This window comes from Sphingobacterium corticis, from assembly GCF_042684745.1.
Classification (GTDB): domain Bacteria; phylum Bacteroidota; class Bacteroidia; order Sphingobacteriales; family Sphingobacteriaceae; genus Sphingobacterium; species Sphingobacterium corticis.
Map to the genome: position 1 here is coordinate 747,886 of NZ_JBHUMA010000006.1, position 16,801 is coordinate 764,686.

The window sequence follows — 16,801 nt, forward strand, 5'->3', positions numbered from 1 at the left end:
AATTATCATTTTATATTTGCCATCTCTTGCATACACAAACAACAAGCTAAACTATGCGATTAAAGTTCGATCCATTTATTCTCTTTTTATTTTGCGCTATCATTATCGCGTATCTTTTGCCTGATTTAGTTCTTATTCAAGATGGAAATCTGATTGAAATGGCAACCTCAATTGGCGTGGCACTCATCTTCTTTTTCTATGGATTGAAATTGAGCTTCCAGAAAATTAAAGATGGTTTACAGAATTGGCGATTGCATATTGCCGTACAAAGTTATACGTTTGTGCTTTTTCCATTATTGGTAATTGCGTTTCGACCTTTGATTCAAAACGCGCTGCAAGAGCAGTTTTGGCTGTCTTTCTTTTTCTTAGCAGCGTTGCCTTCCACCGTTTCATCCTCGGTAGTAATGGTTTCTATTGCAAAAGGAAACATTCCGGCGGCAATTTTCAACGCCAGCATATCCGGGTTGATCGGCGTAATCGTTACGCCACTATGGATGCAATTTTTCTTAGACTTTGGCGAAGTGGATGTATTGGGGGATGTGTATTTGGGGTTGATTTACGAAATTATACTTCCAGTCATTGCGGGCCTTTTTCTTCAACGGTTTTTAGGAGCGTGGGCAGCTAAGTACAATAAAGCACTTTCCAACTTTGATAAAGCCATCATTCTATTAATTGTATATAGTAGTTTTGCTGAATCTTTTGTTAGTGGAATATTTAACAGTATAGACGCGAGTTATCTCGTTGGTGTGTTCGTGGTTACAATCGTGCTATTTTTTGTTGTTTGGTTGGTCGTTGACTTCATCAATAAACGTTTTCTACGATTCAACCGTGCAGATCGAATCACCGCGCTGTTTTGTGGCTCGAAAAAATCCCTCACGCACGGTAGCGTTTTTGGAAAATTCCTTTTCGTCAATACCACATCCGCCGGATTGTACTTCTTGCCGCTGATGATTTTTCATGCGTTTCAGATTTTGGTTGTAACGATCATTGCGCAACGCTACCATAAAGAAGCAGAACTAGCGGAACAACTTACTAAAGATTAGCTTGCTTGCGCAACATCTCGTAAATCCACCGCCACTACACGGGAAACACCTTGCTCCACCATGGTCACACCATAGATAATGTCGGTATTCGCAATAGTACGCTTGTTATGTGATACGACAATAAACTGTGATTCTTTCGAAAATTCTCGAATGATATTGTTGAATTTATCGATGTTGGTGTCATCCAAAGGTGCATCCACCTCATCAAAAATACAGAACGGTGCAGGTTTCAAAAGATACAGCGAAAATAGCAGGGCAGTAGATGTCAAGGTTTTCTCGCCACCACTCAATTGATTAATGGAGAGCGGACGTTTTCCTTTCGGCTGGGCAATAATATCGATATCCGATTCCAAAGGATGTTGCGGATTAGAAAGTACCAAATCGCAGGAGTCCTCTTCATTAAATAAAGAACGGAATACGGTAACAAAGTTTTCGCGAACGGCGTTGAATGCCAGCATAAATTTATCCTTCGCCGTTTGGTCGATTTCGTGAATCGTTGATAGCAAGGAATTTTTTGCTTCCAGCAAATCGTTCTTTTCTTTGACAATGAATGCGTGACGTTCGCTCATTTCCTCATAAGCTTCCTTCGCCATTGAATTGATTACCCCGAAATCTTCGATTTGTTTCTTCAATTTCGCTGTAACCATTTCTAGCTCCGGTAATTCCCGAGTTGGCGCTATTGCTTCATCACTCAACAAATCCTGAATATCAACGGAAAATTCCACGGAAAGACGTTCTTTCAATGTATGTAAATCAATCTGCAAACGTGTTTTCTTATCTTTGTATTCCGTGATGATTACTTCCGTCAATTCTTTCTTTTTACGCAACTGCGCGATGGCGGATTCTCTTTCGACGATCTGCGTGCGGCTTTGATGAAACTCCGTTTCCATCGATTCCAAACCGATTTCTAACGCTTCTTTTTGCTCAAGCAATTCCTTTAGATCTTCCGCCGGTTCGCCTTCCTCCAAGTTCAGCGCTTCTTTGATCTCATCTTTCGCAGCAGCATGCTCTTTGGTATTTTTAGCGATGCGCGTATCTAACTGTTCACCTTGTTGCTCAAAATATTCGATGTCTTTTTGAATATTGCTGAGTTTATTTTTCTGTTGATGAAACTTTATGTTTTCCTGATTGTAAGCCGCTTGTTGATCATTCAACTCATCATTCAACTCCGAAAAATGCTCTTGCTGAGTAAGATATTCTTGCTGTTGTTTCCCCACATTCGCAGAAAGATCGGTCAACAAAGGTTCTTGACGCGCAATGGTATCTTTGATTTGACGTAATTCCGATTCAATTTGGATGTTGCGTTCCTGAGATTCTTGAATTGACGATTCGTATTGCTCTAATTTCGCCTTCGTTGTATTGGATTCATTTTGCCAACGATTCGCTTGCAACTGAATTTCTTGAATGGCATTTTGTTGAGAATCGCTTTTGAAATCGACGATCCGTGTGCGTTCACTTTGTAAAGCTTCTTCGCGCGCAGCGATTGTTTTGTTGAGCGCTTTGATTTCTTTCGCCAGATTCTCTAAATTCTTTGCCCGACCGATGCGCTTTCCTTCAAATAATCCGACCGATCCGCCTTGCAATCCCCATTTATTTTTAGCGAATTTCCCTTCGGGGTGCAGAATAATTTCTCCGTTTTGTGGTAACGGAGCATCCAAATGTTCCTCGGCAGTGGATCGTAGCAGGAAAACCTGTTGCAACAATTGCTCGCAAAGGCGCTTGTATTTCTCCTCCACACGGATAACCGACATGGCCGAAATCAGCAAATCATTTTCCACAGATTGATTTTGTGCTGCGTTTTCCAAGGATGGAATGGCATCCAACACAAAAAAACTTGCTTTTCCACGCGACGCATCCGACAGTAGACGAATGGCTTCTACGGCTTCCGTTTGCGTGTCAACCACATAGTAGTTCATGATTGGTTCGAGGAAACTTTCAATGGCAACACGGTAATCTTCCTGACAAAACAACACATCGGATAGGAGCGGGAACGGTTTTTTCCAACATGCATTTTTACGCAGGAAACGGATGGATTCCGGAAATCCTTCCAAATTATCGACCAGCGATTTAGTCAGGTTATATTCGTTTTGCTTTGCGTCCAGCAAACGGCTTTCCTGATTAATTTTACTTTCTAAATCCTGAACAAGTTGCTGGCTCGATTGGATTCGCGTATTCAAATCTTTTTCCCAAAGTTGAAGTTGCTCCAGTTCTTGGTTTAATAACTCCAATTTGTTTTCAGATTCTTCCAATTGTTGCTCCAAACGTTCCTTTTCGGTACGTTTAATACTAGCGTCAAGCTCATTTCTTTCGTGTTCGCGCACAAAATTTTCCTGCTTAATTCGTAATATGGCAAGCGCTTTCTCTAACTCATTGACTTGTTGCTCTTGCTCCACTTTAAGCTGGGCGAGGCTGTCCAGTTTATGTTTAGCCGTTTGTTGTTGTCCGCGTAACGCATCAACCTCCAATTGTGTGCGTTGCAATGTGGATTCCATGCGGTCAACTTGAGCTTGTTCCTCCAAAGCCGATTCATAATGACGCTTGAGCTGATGCGATATATGTTCGCGTTGCAATTTATCTTGCGCTAGATCGTTCTTCAATCGCGTTTCCTTGTCGGTTAAATGACGGATTTGTTCTTCCTTGAGTTGCTTTTTCGATTCCTGTTTTTGAATCTTATGTCGGTATTCATTGGTTACCTTTTGCTGCTTAAAAACATTTTGCTCGAGTAACAGGACCGCATTTCGTTGATTTTGAAGAATTTTTTCTTCAGCGTCAATATTGGTTGTAAAATCTTGAAGTTTGTTGGATTCATCTTCCGACTTTGCTTCCAAAGCGTCTAATTCATCGCTGAAGTGGATTAAGCGGTGATACGCCAGTTCCGTGCTGGCTTGTTTATATTCCTCCTTCAACGTTTCGAAACGCTTCGCCTTCTTCGCTTGATTTTCGACCGTCTTTAAATTTTTATGAATTTCAAAGAGCAAATCATCAACCCGTTCCAAATCAGATTCCGTGTCTTTCAAACGAGATAACGTTTGTTTTTTGCGCACTTTATATTTCGATATTCCGGAAGCTTCCTCAAAAAGTGTACGCCGAGAATTATCCTTATTGGCAATGATTTCATCGATCATTTTAAGCTCAATAATCGAATACGTATCTGTACCGACGCCGGTATCTAAAAATAAGTCGGTAATATCTTTAAGTCGACATTTTACGTCGTTCAAACGGTATTCGCTATCGCCATTGCGATATAATTTACGCGTAATGGTTACCGTCGTAAACTCCGTGGGTAAGATGTTTTTGTTGTTGTGAAAAGTGAGGGAAACTTCTGCAAGATTCGCAGGTTTGCGATCTTTACTGCCGTTGAAGATGATATTTTCCATCTTTTCCGAGCGGAGATTTTTTGTGCTCTGTTCTCCAAGCACCCAGCGTATCGCATCTACTACATTCGATTTTCCGCAACCGTTGGGACCCACGATGGCAGTTACTCCTTCATTAAAGTTTATCGTAATCTTGTCACCAAAGCTTTTAAATCCTTTGATGACTAATTTAGTCAATTCCATGCGCAACCTTTCTAAACGTTATCTGCCCAACCGATCAAAATAGGTTGGGCAGATAACGGGGTAGCGAAAGTACATATTTTCAGGAATTGTTCCTATATGTTTGCTATGCGGTATTTTTAATAGGACACAAGTTTTACTGGGTCTGCTTGGCTACCGCCTGTTCCCCAAAGAATGAGCGTAACATGACGGCCAGGCGTAAAAGGAATTTCTCGTGAAGTAGCAATTACATTTCCAGCACTATCTTTTGCCGAAAAAACGCGATTTCCGGCAGCACCAATAGGCAAGAAAACCTGACTGTTCGCTACTGTGCTAGCTGATTCCTGCGTACGATTCGTCAACAGTTCAACTAACGTCTCTCCTTCGTAGATGTCGATTGCAGCAACATTATTTGCCAGATTGATAAATCGAACAGCCACTTGTCTTTCGATATCTGGCAACAAAGAATCCTTAGTCAGAAGCAATTTTGGACTTTGTTCAGTTCCATAACTAAATGTGGTATAATAGTTCCAAGGATCGATACGGACCGTGGTATCGACCAGCGTCGTTTGGTTTGGATCTTGCACACGGAAACGGCGGTTACCGATGTGAATCTCGAAACTTCTGGCGGTGGTGTAATCGCCGCTGTGAAATGTATTGCCATCAAGTGCGTACGTCAATCTTGGTTCCGCACCATATCCGTTGATCACGGTCAATCGAGAAAATGGTTGCTGTACGGCATCATCCTTTATACAGCCTCCAACAAGCAACATTGCTAAACATCCCCATATAATTGTTACTGAAATCTTCATGCGGTCTTCAATTTTTTTTGTAGTATTAATTCATGTTTTGTACTGTATAAATGAACGCGTTATAAATTCGCGACGCTACAAGCAGCCAAAATTTATTTTTTGGCCTAAACATTGCCTAACCTGCATCATATGGGAATCATAGATGTGTCATAAAAAGTAAATTTAAATTATACAAAGACTATTTGACGGAATGTTCCGTTACATTAGTGATCAACCATACATAAAGCTATTCACTATGACATCGATAAAGAATGAACTGACTGGATCGTGGAAGCTGCTATCTTATATTGAGATATCAACGGACGGAGCGGATTCATTTTTTCCTTTGGGAAATACCCCAAATGGTTTGCTGATTTATTCGGCAGACGGATATATGTCTGTCCAAATCAACGGATCGGACGAAAAACAGGAAACGCTATTGGAAGATAGCGCAAAATACGCCGATATCAACTACCGCAATTTTTTAGTATTCAGCGGAACATACTATACCGACAATGTGCAGGCTACCGTAGTGCATGATGTTATTACATCGGTTACGCCAAGTTTAGTTGGTAAAACGGTGGAACGCGATGTTACTTTCGAAGCAGACATTTTATATTTAAAATCAACACGACCTATCTTTTCACATGGGAAAATGGTAAATAGCTATATGACTTGGCAACGGGTTGAAAAGTTCGAACTGACGCAAAGAAAGGAGCGTGCTGTGAAACTTAGAAACAGCAAAGTCAAAATTGGGTAAAACCAAAAATTATTCCTCACAGAGAAACATTTTTCTTTGCAGGAATATCTTCAATTATTCTGTACCTTTGCGACTTCAATAGGAACTATGAGTGACGCAATAAAACACGAGTGCGGAATTGCAATGATCCGCTTATTAAAACCCCTCTCTTATTATCAGGAAAAGTATGGTACGCCGTATTATGGAATAAACAAGCTCTATCTTTTGATGGAGAAACAACATAATCGGGGACAAGACGGTGCTGGTATTGCAACAATTAAGTTTGATGTGAAACCTGGTAACCGCTACATTTCTCGTTACAGAGCAATGGGTTCTACAGCAGTAGCAGATATTTTTGAATATGTACAAAAGAAATTTGCCGCTGTAAATAAGGCGTATCCCGAACAATCCCGTGATCCTCAATGGCTGAAAGACAATGTCAGCTTTACCGGTGAAGTACTTTTAGGTCACTTACGCTACGGTACGCACGGAAAGAACAGCATCGAAAGCTGCCATCCATTTCTTCGTCAAAACAATTGGATGACGCGTAATCTGGTGGTTGCAGGTAACTTCAACATGACCAATGTTGATGAGTTACTTCAGCAATTATACGATCTAGGTCAGCATCCGAAAGAACAAGCGGATACGGTGACGGTATTGGAGAAAATTGGTCATTTCTTGGACGAAGAAAACCAGGAATTATTTGATCAATTTAAAAAAGAAGGTTATTCGAATATTGAGATTAGTTCGCAAATTGGTAAGAACCTTGATGTTTCCAAAATCTTGACGCGCTCTGCAAAAACGTGGGACGGTGGTTATACGATTGCCGGAATTTTCGGGCACGGCGATGCGTTCGTTATGCGTGATCCTGCCGGAATTCGTCCCGCATTCTATTATCAGGATGAAGAGATTTTAGTGGTTGCATCTGAACGTCCGGTGATCCAAACTGCCTTAAATATTCCTTTAGGTGCCGTTAAAGAAATCAAACCAGGCCACGCACTTATCGCGAAAAAAGATGGTACTGTAACACAAGAAATGTTCCGCGAACCAGTAGAACAGAAATCGTGTTCATTCGAACGGATTTATTTCTCGCGCGGATCCGATGCCGATATCTATAAAGAACGTAAAGCGTTAGGAAAGTTGCTTTGTCCACAGGTTTTGAATGCTGTAAAGCACGATATAAAAAACACTGTTTTCAGTTTTATTCCGAACACGGCAGAAGTATCTTATTACGGAATGATGGAAGGTGTGCATGAATATGTACGCAGACATCAGAAGGAAGTTTTATTGAAGCGTGCAGACAAAATTTCTGATGAGGAATTGGACGATATGTTGAGCATTCAACCTCGTTTCGAGAAATTGAACGTAAAGGATGCGAAACTTCGTACATTCATCACGCAGGATGCTGATCGTCAGGATATGGTGCAACACGTTTATGATACTACTTACGGAATTGTACGTGATCACGAAGATACGATCGTTGCTATCGATGATTCCATCGTACGCGGAACTACCTTGAAACAAAGTATTTTGACGATTTTGGATCGATTGAATCCGAAGAAAATCGTTATTGTTTCTTCTGCTCCGCAAATTCGTTTTCCAGATTGTTACGGAATCGATATGTCGCGGATGGGTGAATTCGTAGCGTTTGAAGCAGCTATTTCTTTATTGAAACAACGCGGATTAGCGCATATTATCGAGGATGTTTACCAAAAATGTTTGGCTTCTCTGTCTAAGCCGAAAGATGAAGTAGATAATTATGTGAAAGCGATCTACGAACCGTTTACGGATCAGGAAGTTTCTGATGAAATCGCTCGCATTATCAAGCCACATCATTTGAATGCAGAAGTGGAAGTGATTTTCCAAACTTTGGACAACCTACACAAAGCGTGTCCGGATCATTTGGGCGACTGGTATTTCTCTGGAAATTATCCAACTCCAGGCGGAAATAAGGTAGTAAACAGAGCCTTTATGAATTGGATGGAAGGTAAAAATGTTCGTGCTTATTTCAGTTCTAACTAAAAACGAATAAAATATATAGTAAACGCTTTCAGCTAATTAGGTTGGAAGCGTTTTTTTATGGCGTTCCGGCGCGAACGACGAAGTCGAGAATGCTTCACCGGATAATGGCGTTTTGATGTGATGTTATTAAATAGCAAGGCCACCAAAAACAATATGATCGAGCCCGATAAAACTGGACTTAGCACATACATATAGCCCATTCCGCTGATCTTTGTTCCACTAGCTACCGCGATAAGTGCAGTCGCTCCGCCGGGAGGATGCAATGTGCGCGTAAATTGCATAGCAACGATGGATAGAGCGACAGCCAAAGGCGCCGTCAACCAGATGACTTCCGGACATATTTTGCCGACGGTAACACCTACGATAGCGGAAACCACATGACCGCCAATTAAATTTCTGGGTTGCGCTAATGGGCTTTGTATCGCACCGTAAATAAGCACGCTCGAAGCACCAAATGATCCAATTAGAAACAAATTTTCGAATTGCGGAATTTGCAAAGATTGTACGTAAGCAATAACTCCAATACCAACAAACGCGCCTACAAATGACCAAAATTGTTCGTGAGAATTGATCAATGTTTCTCTGTAAAATACGTACCGATATTTACGCAGACGGCGCGAGATGTTTTTACTCATTTAAATGGTAGTTTTGTACTGTTCGAAATTAAAGAATGTAAACTCAAAATTGCGCGTTTTCCATGAAAAAGATTTGGAAGGTTTTATTGATCACAACTGCTTGCATTGCTTTGCTATTGATTGCGCTTGTCGGAAAAATCGATCGCACACCGATGGAAAAAACGTCGCATTATGCAGCGTGGAAGGCATGGATTAAAAGTGTAAATTTCGAAACGCATACGGGCGCCTATCAAGTAGGTTGGAGCAAAGTGAATATAACGCCAGCGGAATCTGTGCCGATGGCTGGCTATGGCAATCGTTGGGGGAAACATTATGAAGGAATTCGCGATTCGTCGTACGTGCGCGTTGTTGCTATCCGTCAGCCCGATAAAACAACCTATTTGCTATCTGCGGATATGCTCATTATCCCACCCAATATCACGAACCGACTAGAAAAGCTTCTTTCAGAAAGGCATATTTCGCTTCAAGATGTTCATCTTAATGCCACACACACACATCATGGTCAAGGTGGTTGGGGTTTAAAACTTGCCGGTCGATTATTTGCCGGAGCGTATGACGAAAAAGTCGAAATCCGCTTAGCAGAGCAATTCTGTCAAGCGATTTTTCAGGCAACGGATCAATTGGAAGATTCTAAAATATATTATAGTGAGGTGGAAGATACAGACCACATCCGTAATCGGTTACCGATAGAAGATGGACTCGTGGATCCTTGGCTGCGCAACCTACGTTTTGTGCGATCGGATAGCTCTGAAGCTGAGCTGGTCACTTACGGTGCGCATCCAACGGTATTGAACCGCAAAACGTTGTTGCTTTCCCGCGATTATCCTGGAATGTTAGTGGATTCGATAGAGCGCAAAAACGGACGTTTCGCACTATTCATGTCCGGAGCGGTAGGGAGCATGGGCGCGCAGAGCGAGGGCGAAAGCGACGAAGCTTGGGCAGAAGGCATGGCTAGCGGTTTGTTTGCAGATTTAATCGCTGCACGAGAAAATGAGGACGTTGCGCTCAGCGATTCGCTGATTTCAACTTATTTTGAAATTCCTATGCCGGAACAATCTGCGCGCATCAGTAAGCATTTTGCATTGCGACCTTGGGTTTTTAATACGTTTTTTGGACGTTATCCGACTTTTATCAAAGTAACAAAAATCGGAAAAGTATTGATGCTGGGCATGCCAGCTGATTTTTCCGGTGAGATCATGGCGGAACTTGATCAGCATGCGCTCAAACAAGGTTTGCAATTGATGTTGACAAGCTTCAACGGTGGATATGTCGGATATATTACACCAGATAGGTTGTACGACCGAGATCTATACGAAACCACTACCATGTCCTGGAACGGATATCAAGCAGGGGGTTATTTTACCGAAATTGCCAAAGATATCATCGACAAGCTGGCCGTGAAATAAATGCTATTCAATCTTTTTGTCACTGTGGCCAAGCGATTTATCGGGATTTACCTGATCGCGAACTAACTGTTTCATGACTTTGACTTCTATAAATCCACCATCACGTTTGCGATCGTGGATGCAGAGATCATTTACGCGTACCTGAAATCGGCCACTTACTTCACTCGGCACCAACGTTACTCCCCGTAAATCATCCACGAAAGTGGTCAATAATTCTTGTGCTAAGTATGCGGCGCGCAACATCCAACCGCACTTCGGACAATATTCAATTTCAATCGTTGGTTTCATGCAAGCAATATCGTTTTTTTTAGGTTATAATAGCTACATTTAGCGTACTTAAAATAAGATAACTATGGCTTCGGGCTTTTTTGCAATTTTAGATGATATTGGTGCTTTAATGGATGATGTTGCTGTAGCAAGTAAGGTTGCTACGCGTAAAACGGCAGGCATTTTAGGAGATGACTTGGCGGTCAACGCTGAAAAAGCAACTGGATTTTTGTCCAATCGTGAAATTCCTGTGCTTTGGGCCATCACCAAAGGTTCTTTTATCAATAAATTGATCATCGTTCCGCTTGCACTCTTGCTAAATGCTTTTTTTCCAATTGCGATAAAGGTGGCGTTGTTGCTTGGCGGATTTTATTTGGCCTATGAGGGCGTGGAGAAGATTATCGAGTATCTATTCCATCGTAATAAAAAAGGCCATGAGGTTGTGGCGGAAGCTAAGCAGAGCGATGTGGATCATGAGAAGATTAAAGTGCGATCGGCTATAACGACCGATTTTATTCTATCTGTCGAGATCGTTATTATCGCTTTGGAAACGGTCTTGGATCGCGAATTATCTATCCAGATTCTAACCGTTTCGGTTGTAGCCATTTTAGCCACCGTGGGCGTCTATGGCATTGTAGCACTTATTGTACGTATGGATGATGCTGGATATCATCTGATTAAAAAATCAAACGATCAAGGATTTCGTGCAAAACTTGGTCATGGTTTAGTTAAGGGTTTACCGATTGTTATCAAATCGCTCGGCGTTATTGGTACAATTGCTTTGATATTAGTTTCTGGCGGAATTTTCCAACACAACGTTGCATTCTTACATGATCTGCTACACAGCCTTCCGGAAATGCTTGCTCAAATCATTTTGGGATTGGCAGCCGGTTTGGTAGCCTTATTACTGATTAATTTAGGAAAGAAACTAGTGGGAGCTTTTCGTTAGAAAAGCTTCCTAGTGTTTCACAATTTCTTTCACGATACCGCCTTGTGGTTCACGAACAGTTTGCGTAAAGATGAACGCTTTTGGATCGATCGCGTGAACGATATTGCGTAACTTTCGTACTTCCAAGCGCGTAACGATCGTGAATATGATATCTACATCCGTGCTTCGCTCAAAAGATTCTTTCATAAAACCTCTTTCGCCTTTGTACACCGTTATTCCTCTGTTTAACGAGAGCACTAACGCACGTTTGACTGCCTCACTGTCGGAGGAAACAATGGTAACGCCCGTATATGCTTCAATTCCTTCAATGACGTATTTGGTAGTTTGACTAGCAATAAGATAGGTCAGGATCGCATAAAGCGCCGTTTCTACACGAATGAATGCTGCAGCGATGATGAAGATAATCATGTTCATGCCCAAAATAATTTCCGTAATTGTGAAACTACTTCGCTTGAAGGTCAATAACGCAAGCACTTCCATACCATCGAATGTACCTCCACCGCGCATGGATAATCCAATGCCGATACCCATAAAAAAGCCACCAAACATCGCTACCAATAAGCGGTCGTGTGTCAACTCTGGAAATGAGATAAAATGCATAGCCAAAGCGATCAAAATAATCGTCAAACTGCTCCGGATGGCAAAATTACGACCAACCTTCGCCCACGACAAAAGGATGAATGGAATATTCAGCAGGATCAACAATAAACCCAAATTCCAACCGTAAACTTCATGTAGCAATAAGGAGATTCCCGTAACGCCTCCGTCCAAAAAATGGTTCGGCACTAAAAAACTTTTAAGCGCGAAGCTAGCACATAAAACACCTAGAATAAGAAAAATAATGTCGTAAATCGTGAAAAGAGATCCGTGTTTTTGAGACGTGGAAGACATGTTTGGTTATAGCAGTTAATAAATATTAGTTATGTTAGCATTTTGCGTAAAACTAGCGCGACCCAAATATATCACATTCTTTCCCGATTTGGAAACTATTCCTTATGTTTGAGAAAGGCGCTCTTCAACTTATGCGCAACTATGATCAAATCCATTTTATTTTTTTTATTTGCCTTACCTGTTTTAGTTTTTGCTACAAATGTGGACCAAGTACGTAATCAGTTTTCTCAAGCGGTTTCTGATAGTGAAATTTGCGGGCAACTAATCAAATCTTTAGAAGTTAAAAAATCAATTTCCTCGGTAGAACGCGCGTACTTGGGTGCTCTGCAAACAATTTGGGCTAAGCATACAGGAAATCCGATTCAGAAATGGAAAACCTTTCAACGTGGGAAAGAAAATCTAGAAAAGGCAGTTGCTGCATCGACGAATGATGTTGAGGTTAGGTTGTTGCGCCATTCGGTACAAGTGAATTGTCCGAAATTCTTGGGTTATAATGATCATTTGGCGAATGATAAAGCTTTTATTTCAGCGCGACGGTCGGAAGTAACACATCCAGAATTAAAAAAAATGCTGAACGCAGTTCTTGATAAGTAATCTTGGTTTCCAAAAAAGTTATTGTTCGAAAACAAATTCAATGCAACGCAGGTTTCCTACCTGATAAATTACATGATGAAATACGATTTTGCTATTCTAGGAGCCGGCATTGCGGGTTTAACTTTGCTCGACACCGCATTTCGACGGGGGTTGTGGTTAGATAAAAAAATTCTTCTCGTCGATCGATCTTTCGACAAGAATCCAAATAAACGTATTTCATTTTGGTCAACCGAGGAGAATCCATTACCTCATTTTGAATATTTAGCTTGGAACAAGCTTGCCATTTTTTCAAATCAAGGACAACAAATCGACCTTGTCACCGACGAATATCGGTATTTCAGCTTTGATGCTTCTGCATACCGCGCAAATCTTCTAGCTAAAATGGCGAATCAATCCAATGTTACCATGTTGGAAGGAGAGGTAGAAAATTTGGAGCAGAAAGCAGGCCAATGTACGATATCTGTCAATTCTTCTCTTTTTCATGCGGAGTATGTCTTTCAAACGATTTTCGAAAAACCTTTATTGAAGGCATACAACCAATATTTTTTACAACATTTCGTGGGCTGGAAAATCAGCACTAAGCAGGGTAGTTGGGATGCCGATAAAGCGATCATTATGGATTATCGCACGCCGCAAGAAAATGGGACGACGTTCATTTACTGTTTGCCGGTTTCTGAGGAGGAGATCTTCGTAGAATACACGATTTTTTCTAAGAATTTATTGTCGAAAGAAGCTTATCGGGAGAAACTAACAAGTTACCTTTCCGATGTTTGGAATTTAGACGATTATAAAATAATTGAAGAAGAATACGGGGTCATTCCGATGACGGATTTTGCGTTCGATCGTAGAATAGGGAATATTATCTCTTTAGGGTCAGCCGGTGGAGATACGCGAGGGTCGACAGGTTATACCTTCACCAATACCGTACGCACGATAGATTTGCTTCTTAGCGCGTATCAAAAAGGCAACTTAAAAGGTTTATCCTTTCCATCGCGTCGTAAAGAGCAATTTTACGACGCGATCTTATTATATGTTTTGGATAGTGGCAACTACGAAGGTCACGCACTTTTTACTGACTTGTTTCGCAAAGCGAAAACAACTCGTATTTTTCGCTTTTTGGACTCAAAGTCCGATTTCGTGAATGATCTTCACATCATGCTTAGCTTACGTACATCCCCATTTCTAAAAGGTATGTTCCGACTTCTAAAAAAGAAGTGGTTTGCGTTGTAGCTTTTCTTTATTAGGAAGCTTCTGCTAAGGTGTCATCTTCGTTAGCGTCATCTTCTAAGATCGCCATCAATAATAAGAAATATCCTTTTTCCAACCCTAACTTTGCTGCTTTTGCTTCAATCGTGTTCATAGCTTTTTTGTTTTAGTGTACTGATGATATTGTTTACAGTAAGGTTATTCCAAAGCAGATGCCAAAAAAGGTTATTTATATACGAATAGGGGTAATTACTGCGTTAAATACGTATATCAAACCATGCTTGCGTGATTTACTCAACGACGCCGTAGATCACGCACGAATGATCCCTTTAACAAGTGACTTCCATTGCGGATAGGATGCGCCGAGCTTTGCACCAAACGTAACGAGCGTGTTTCTAAGCTTTACTGCTACGTTGTTTGGGCTTGTATTGGCCTGCTGATTTCTACCAGCGTAAACTACCACTACTAAATTCCGGTGCTGCTCTACACAAATGGATGATGTAGCTGATGGTTTGAAGAAATGCGCGGTCGTTGCAATATCACTTGTCGGATCATCAGTTGGCCTTAACACGATGCACGTTCGTTTAAAGTCATCCATTTCTTCGTCTGTGATTTCTTCGATCTTTACCCAATCGAATTCACTTTGGGTAGCGAACAATGGAAAAGGAATTTTTATCTTAACAAAATCACCAACTTCAGGCCTGTCTGTTTTGTTAACACTATCGTCCACCGTATAAAGCGAAAAGGTAGCTAGCGGTAGCGCACATATTTCATCCCAGTTATCGATGTTTAATAAGCGATTTTTTGCAATGGTGTAAAAATGATATGCGTCTTCACTATTGTCGAATTCCTTTTCTTCGCGAATGTTGAGCTGATGTCCTTTGACATTAATCGGAATAGGTGATTTCATACACGTAGAATTATTAAATTCGTTCTACGTTTAGAACTGATCCACAATAGAAATGTTTCGATTAAAATTTATCTACCGATCAGTTCTCGGATGGCAACGGATGCAATCGCGCCGCCAAAAGCAGCAGGAAGATAGGACATCGTGCCATAAGCGGACTTTTTATAATTACTTCCATCGGTATAAAGCAAGGAAGCTTTATCTGGAAGCTCGGTAGAAAAAGCAACTTTTACGCCTTTACGGATATCGTGTTTGCGTAGTTTCTTCCGAATATGTTGCGCTAGTTTGCAATTGTACGATTGGCTGATATCTGCAATTTTGATCTTGGTTGGATCGACTTTTCCGCCTGCGCCCATGGAACTAACAAATGGAATGCCGGCCGCAAACGCAGAACGAATCATGAATAGTTTAGGCGTGATGCTATCGATAGCTTCGATTATATAATCAGGTTTAAGATCTAAAAATGCCGGAATACGTTCTGGAATTACAAATTCTTCGAACACCTGCAATTCCAATTCTGGATTGATAGCTAATAAGCGCTCCTTCATAATTTGCGCTTTAGAAACACCATGATTCGTAGCAAGAGCAGGTAGTTGACGATTACGGTTGGATGGATCCACAGTGTCGCCGTCAATGATTGTCATCTTACCCACGCCACCACGACAGGCGAATTCGGCCGCAAAAGATCCTACTCCGCCCAAACCCAACACCATCACATGTGCATTGTTCAACTTATCAATTGCTTCTTTGCCGATTAACGCTTCTGTGCGTGATAACCATGATAAATCTTTCATACTATATCTACCCTGTTTCTATTATTAAATTGTACTTTTTGCGCTGCAAATTTAAAAGTAAAATTGATGAAGTATATAAATAGCACGGATAATTTTCCAGGTTTTTCAGTATTCGTTTTTTAAAAAGCAGGATAGATGGTTCGCACCAACTATCCTTTTTAAAATGATGCTCGCGAATGTAGGATCGTCGTTGTTAAGTTTTAAACAGTCGGCAAGGAACCCCCATCAATTAAATAATTCGCACCGTTTATATATTTTGCATCATCAGAAACTAAAAAAGCGACTAAATTAGCAACCTCTTCCGTTTCGGCCATACGATTTAACGGAATGCCGACTTGATTGATTAGATTTTCCGCTACTTGTTCTTTCGTGGTTTTATTTGATGTGGCAATATTTTCTATGAAATCTGCCATTAACGGCGTATTAACCATTCCCGGAGATACCACATTAACGCGAACGCCTTTTGATCCGATCTCATTTGCCAACGCTTTACTGTACATGTTTAGGGCTGCTTTGGCGGTAGAATACGCCATTGTTAAATCCCAAAGTGGTTGTTTGGCAACGCCGGTAGAGATGTTAATAATCACACCATTTCGGGAATCAATCATTGCGGGAAGAAATGCTTTATTGATCCGAATAGCCGACATCAGATTAAGTTCTAGTTCATTTTTCCAGTGCTCATCGTTCAACGTGCTATAACCACCGGAAGGGCTCAAATTGGCTCCAGCGTTGTTGACAATGATATTGATCTTTCCGTATTTTTCGATCACTTCTTTCGCGATGTTTTCTCCGCTTTCGGAATCAAGCAAATCGGCCGCGATAAAATGCCTATCGTCCAAATTTTCTTGTGGTTTTGTCCTTGCTGCAACAATTACGTTTGCACCCAGTGCTTGTAATTTATCTGCAATAGATTTTCCTATTCCTTTGGTTCCGCCCGTAACCAGAGCAACTTTTCCAAGTAATGTTTTGTTCATGCTAACTCGTATTATTAAAATTCGAGAACAAAATTACTTGGTGTTGTTGC

Annotated in this window: 15 protein-coding genes; 7 read left to right on the plus strand and 8 right to left on the minus strand. The window is 41.1% G+C overall.

Annotated elements, in window-relative coordinates; translation table 11 throughout:
* Window positions 1–53: 53 nt before the first annotated feature.
* Window positions 54–1,043 (plus strand): bile acid:sodium symporter family protein, encoded by a 990-nt coding sequence (locus tag ACFSQ3_RS09165; protein WP_380869241.1) that lies wholly within the window; start codon window positions 54–56, stop codon window positions 1,041–1,043.
* Here ACFSQ3_RS09165 and smc read toward each other — a convergent pair.
* Both smc and ACFSQ3_RS09175 read right to left on the minus strand, forming a co-directional pair.
* Window positions 1,040–4,600, minus strand: a complete 3,561-nt coding sequence (smc, locus tag ACFSQ3_RS09170; RefSeq protein WP_380869242.1) for a chromosome segregation protein SMC — start codon at window positions 4,598–4,600, stop codon at window positions 1,040–1,042. The two genes, ACFSQ3_RS09165 and smc, sit on opposite strands and share 4 nt — an antisense overlap.
* Before the next feature lie 116 nt (window positions 4,601–4,716).
* Window positions 4,717–5,388 carry a DUF4397 domain-containing protein gene (locus ACFSQ3_RS09175; RefSeq protein ID WP_380869243.1) on the minus strand — a complete coding sequence of 224 codons (672 nt, stop codon included), beginning with the start codon at window positions 5,386–5,388 and terminating at the stop codon, window positions 4,717–4,719.
* Window positions 5,389–5,623: 235 nt separating this feature from the next.
* Here ACFSQ3_RS09175 and ACFSQ3_RS09180 point away from each other — a divergent pair, with 235 nt between their 5' ends.
* Window positions 5,624–6,127 (plus strand): lipocalin-like domain-containing protein, encoded by a 504-nt coding sequence (locus ACFSQ3_RS09180; RefSeq protein ID WP_380869244.1) that lies wholly within the window; start codon window positions 5,624–5,626, stop codon window positions 6,125–6,127.
* Between the two features lie 87 nt (window positions 6,128–6,214).
* Window positions 6,215–8,128 carry an amidophosphoribosyltransferase gene (locus ACFSQ3_RS09185; protein WP_380869245.1) on the plus strand — a complete coding sequence of 638 codons (1,914 nt, stop codon included), beginning with the start codon at window positions 6,215–6,217 and terminating at the stop codon, window positions 8,126–8,128.
* Window positions 8,129–8,160: 32 nt separating this feature from the next.
* Here ACFSQ3_RS09185 and ACFSQ3_RS09190 read toward each other — a convergent pair whose 3' ends face one another.
* A complete protein-coding gene (locus ACFSQ3_RS09190) occupies window positions 8,161–8,763 on the minus strand; it encodes an HPP family protein (RefSeq protein ID WP_380869246.1) in 603 nt (200 codons plus the stop codon).
* Between the two features lie 62 nt (window positions 8,764–8,825).
* On the opposite strand from ACFSQ3_RS09190, the gene ACFSQ3_RS09195 reads away from it, so the two are divergent.
* A complete protein-coding gene (locus tag ACFSQ3_RS09195; protein ID WP_380869247.1) occupies window positions 8,826–10,169 on the plus strand; it encodes a neutral/alkaline non-lysosomal ceramidase N-terminal domain-containing protein in 1,344 nt (447 codons plus the stop codon).
* A gap of 3 nt (window positions 10,170–10,172) precedes the next feature.
* Here the strand turns inward: ACFSQ3_RS09195 and ACFSQ3_RS09200 are convergent, their stop codons facing one another.
* The gene (locus tag ACFSQ3_RS09200) at window positions 10,173–10,457 is read right to left on the minus strand and encodes a SelT/SelW/SelH family protein (RefSeq protein ID WP_380869248.1); all 285 of its coding nucleotides are present in this window, start codon (window positions 10,455–10,457) and stop codon (window positions 10,173–10,175) included.
* A 64-nt stretch (window positions 10,458–10,521) separates the two neighbouring features.
* On the opposite strand from ACFSQ3_RS09200, the gene ACFSQ3_RS09205 reads away from it, so the two are divergent.
* Window positions 10,522–11,385, plus strand: a complete 864-nt coding sequence (locus tag ACFSQ3_RS09205) for a DUF808 domain-containing protein (RefSeq protein WP_380869249.1) — start codon at window positions 10,522–10,524, stop codon at window positions 11,383–11,385.
* 9 nt (window positions 11,386–11,394) lie between these two features.
* Here the strand turns inward: ACFSQ3_RS09205 and ACFSQ3_RS09210 are convergent, their stop codons facing one another.
* Window positions 11,395–12,276: a YitT family protein gene (locus ACFSQ3_RS09210; RefSeq protein ID WP_380869250.1), complete on the minus strand. Its 882-nt coding sequence runs from the start codon at window positions 12,274–12,276 to the stop codon at window positions 11,395–11,397.
* Between the two features lie 141 nt (window positions 12,277–12,417).
* On the opposite strand from ACFSQ3_RS09210, the gene ACFSQ3_RS09215 reads away from it, so the two are divergent.
* Together ACFSQ3_RS09215 and ACFSQ3_RS09220 are read left to right on the plus strand one after the other, a co-directional pair.
* Window positions 12,418–12,870, plus strand: coding sequence for a hypothetical protein (locus ACFSQ3_RS09215; protein WP_380869251.1), 453 nt, complete (start codon window positions 12,418–12,420; stop codon window positions 12,868–12,870).
* A gap of 72 nt (window positions 12,871–12,942) precedes the next feature.
* Window positions 12,943–14,100, plus strand: a complete 1,158-nt coding sequence (locus ACFSQ3_RS09220; RefSeq protein WP_380869252.1) for a lycopene cyclase family protein — start codon at window positions 12,943–12,945, stop codon at window positions 14,098–14,100.
* Between the two features lie 286 nt (window positions 14,101–14,386).
* Here ACFSQ3_RS09220 and ACFSQ3_RS09225 read toward each other — a convergent pair whose 3' ends face one another.
* The 3 genes from ACFSQ3_RS09225 to ACFSQ3_RS09235 form a co-directional block, all read right to left on the minus strand.
* A complete protein-coding gene (locus tag ACFSQ3_RS09225) occupies window positions 14,387–14,986 on the minus strand; it encodes a hypothetical protein (protein WP_380869253.1) in 600 nt (199 codons plus the stop codon).
* A 68-nt stretch (window positions 14,987–15,054) separates the two neighbouring features.
* A complete protein-coding gene (locus ACFSQ3_RS09230) occupies window positions 15,055–15,777 on the minus strand; it encodes a tRNA threonylcarbamoyladenosine dehydratase (RefSeq protein WP_380869254.1) in 723 nt (240 codons plus the stop codon).
* A gap of 200 nt (window positions 15,778–15,977) precedes the next feature.
* A complete protein-coding gene (locus ACFSQ3_RS09235; RefSeq protein ID WP_380869255.1) occupies window positions 15,978–16,751 on the minus strand; it encodes an SDR family oxidoreductase in 774 nt (257 codons plus the stop codon).
* Window positions 16,752–16,801: the final 50 nt, after the last annotated feature.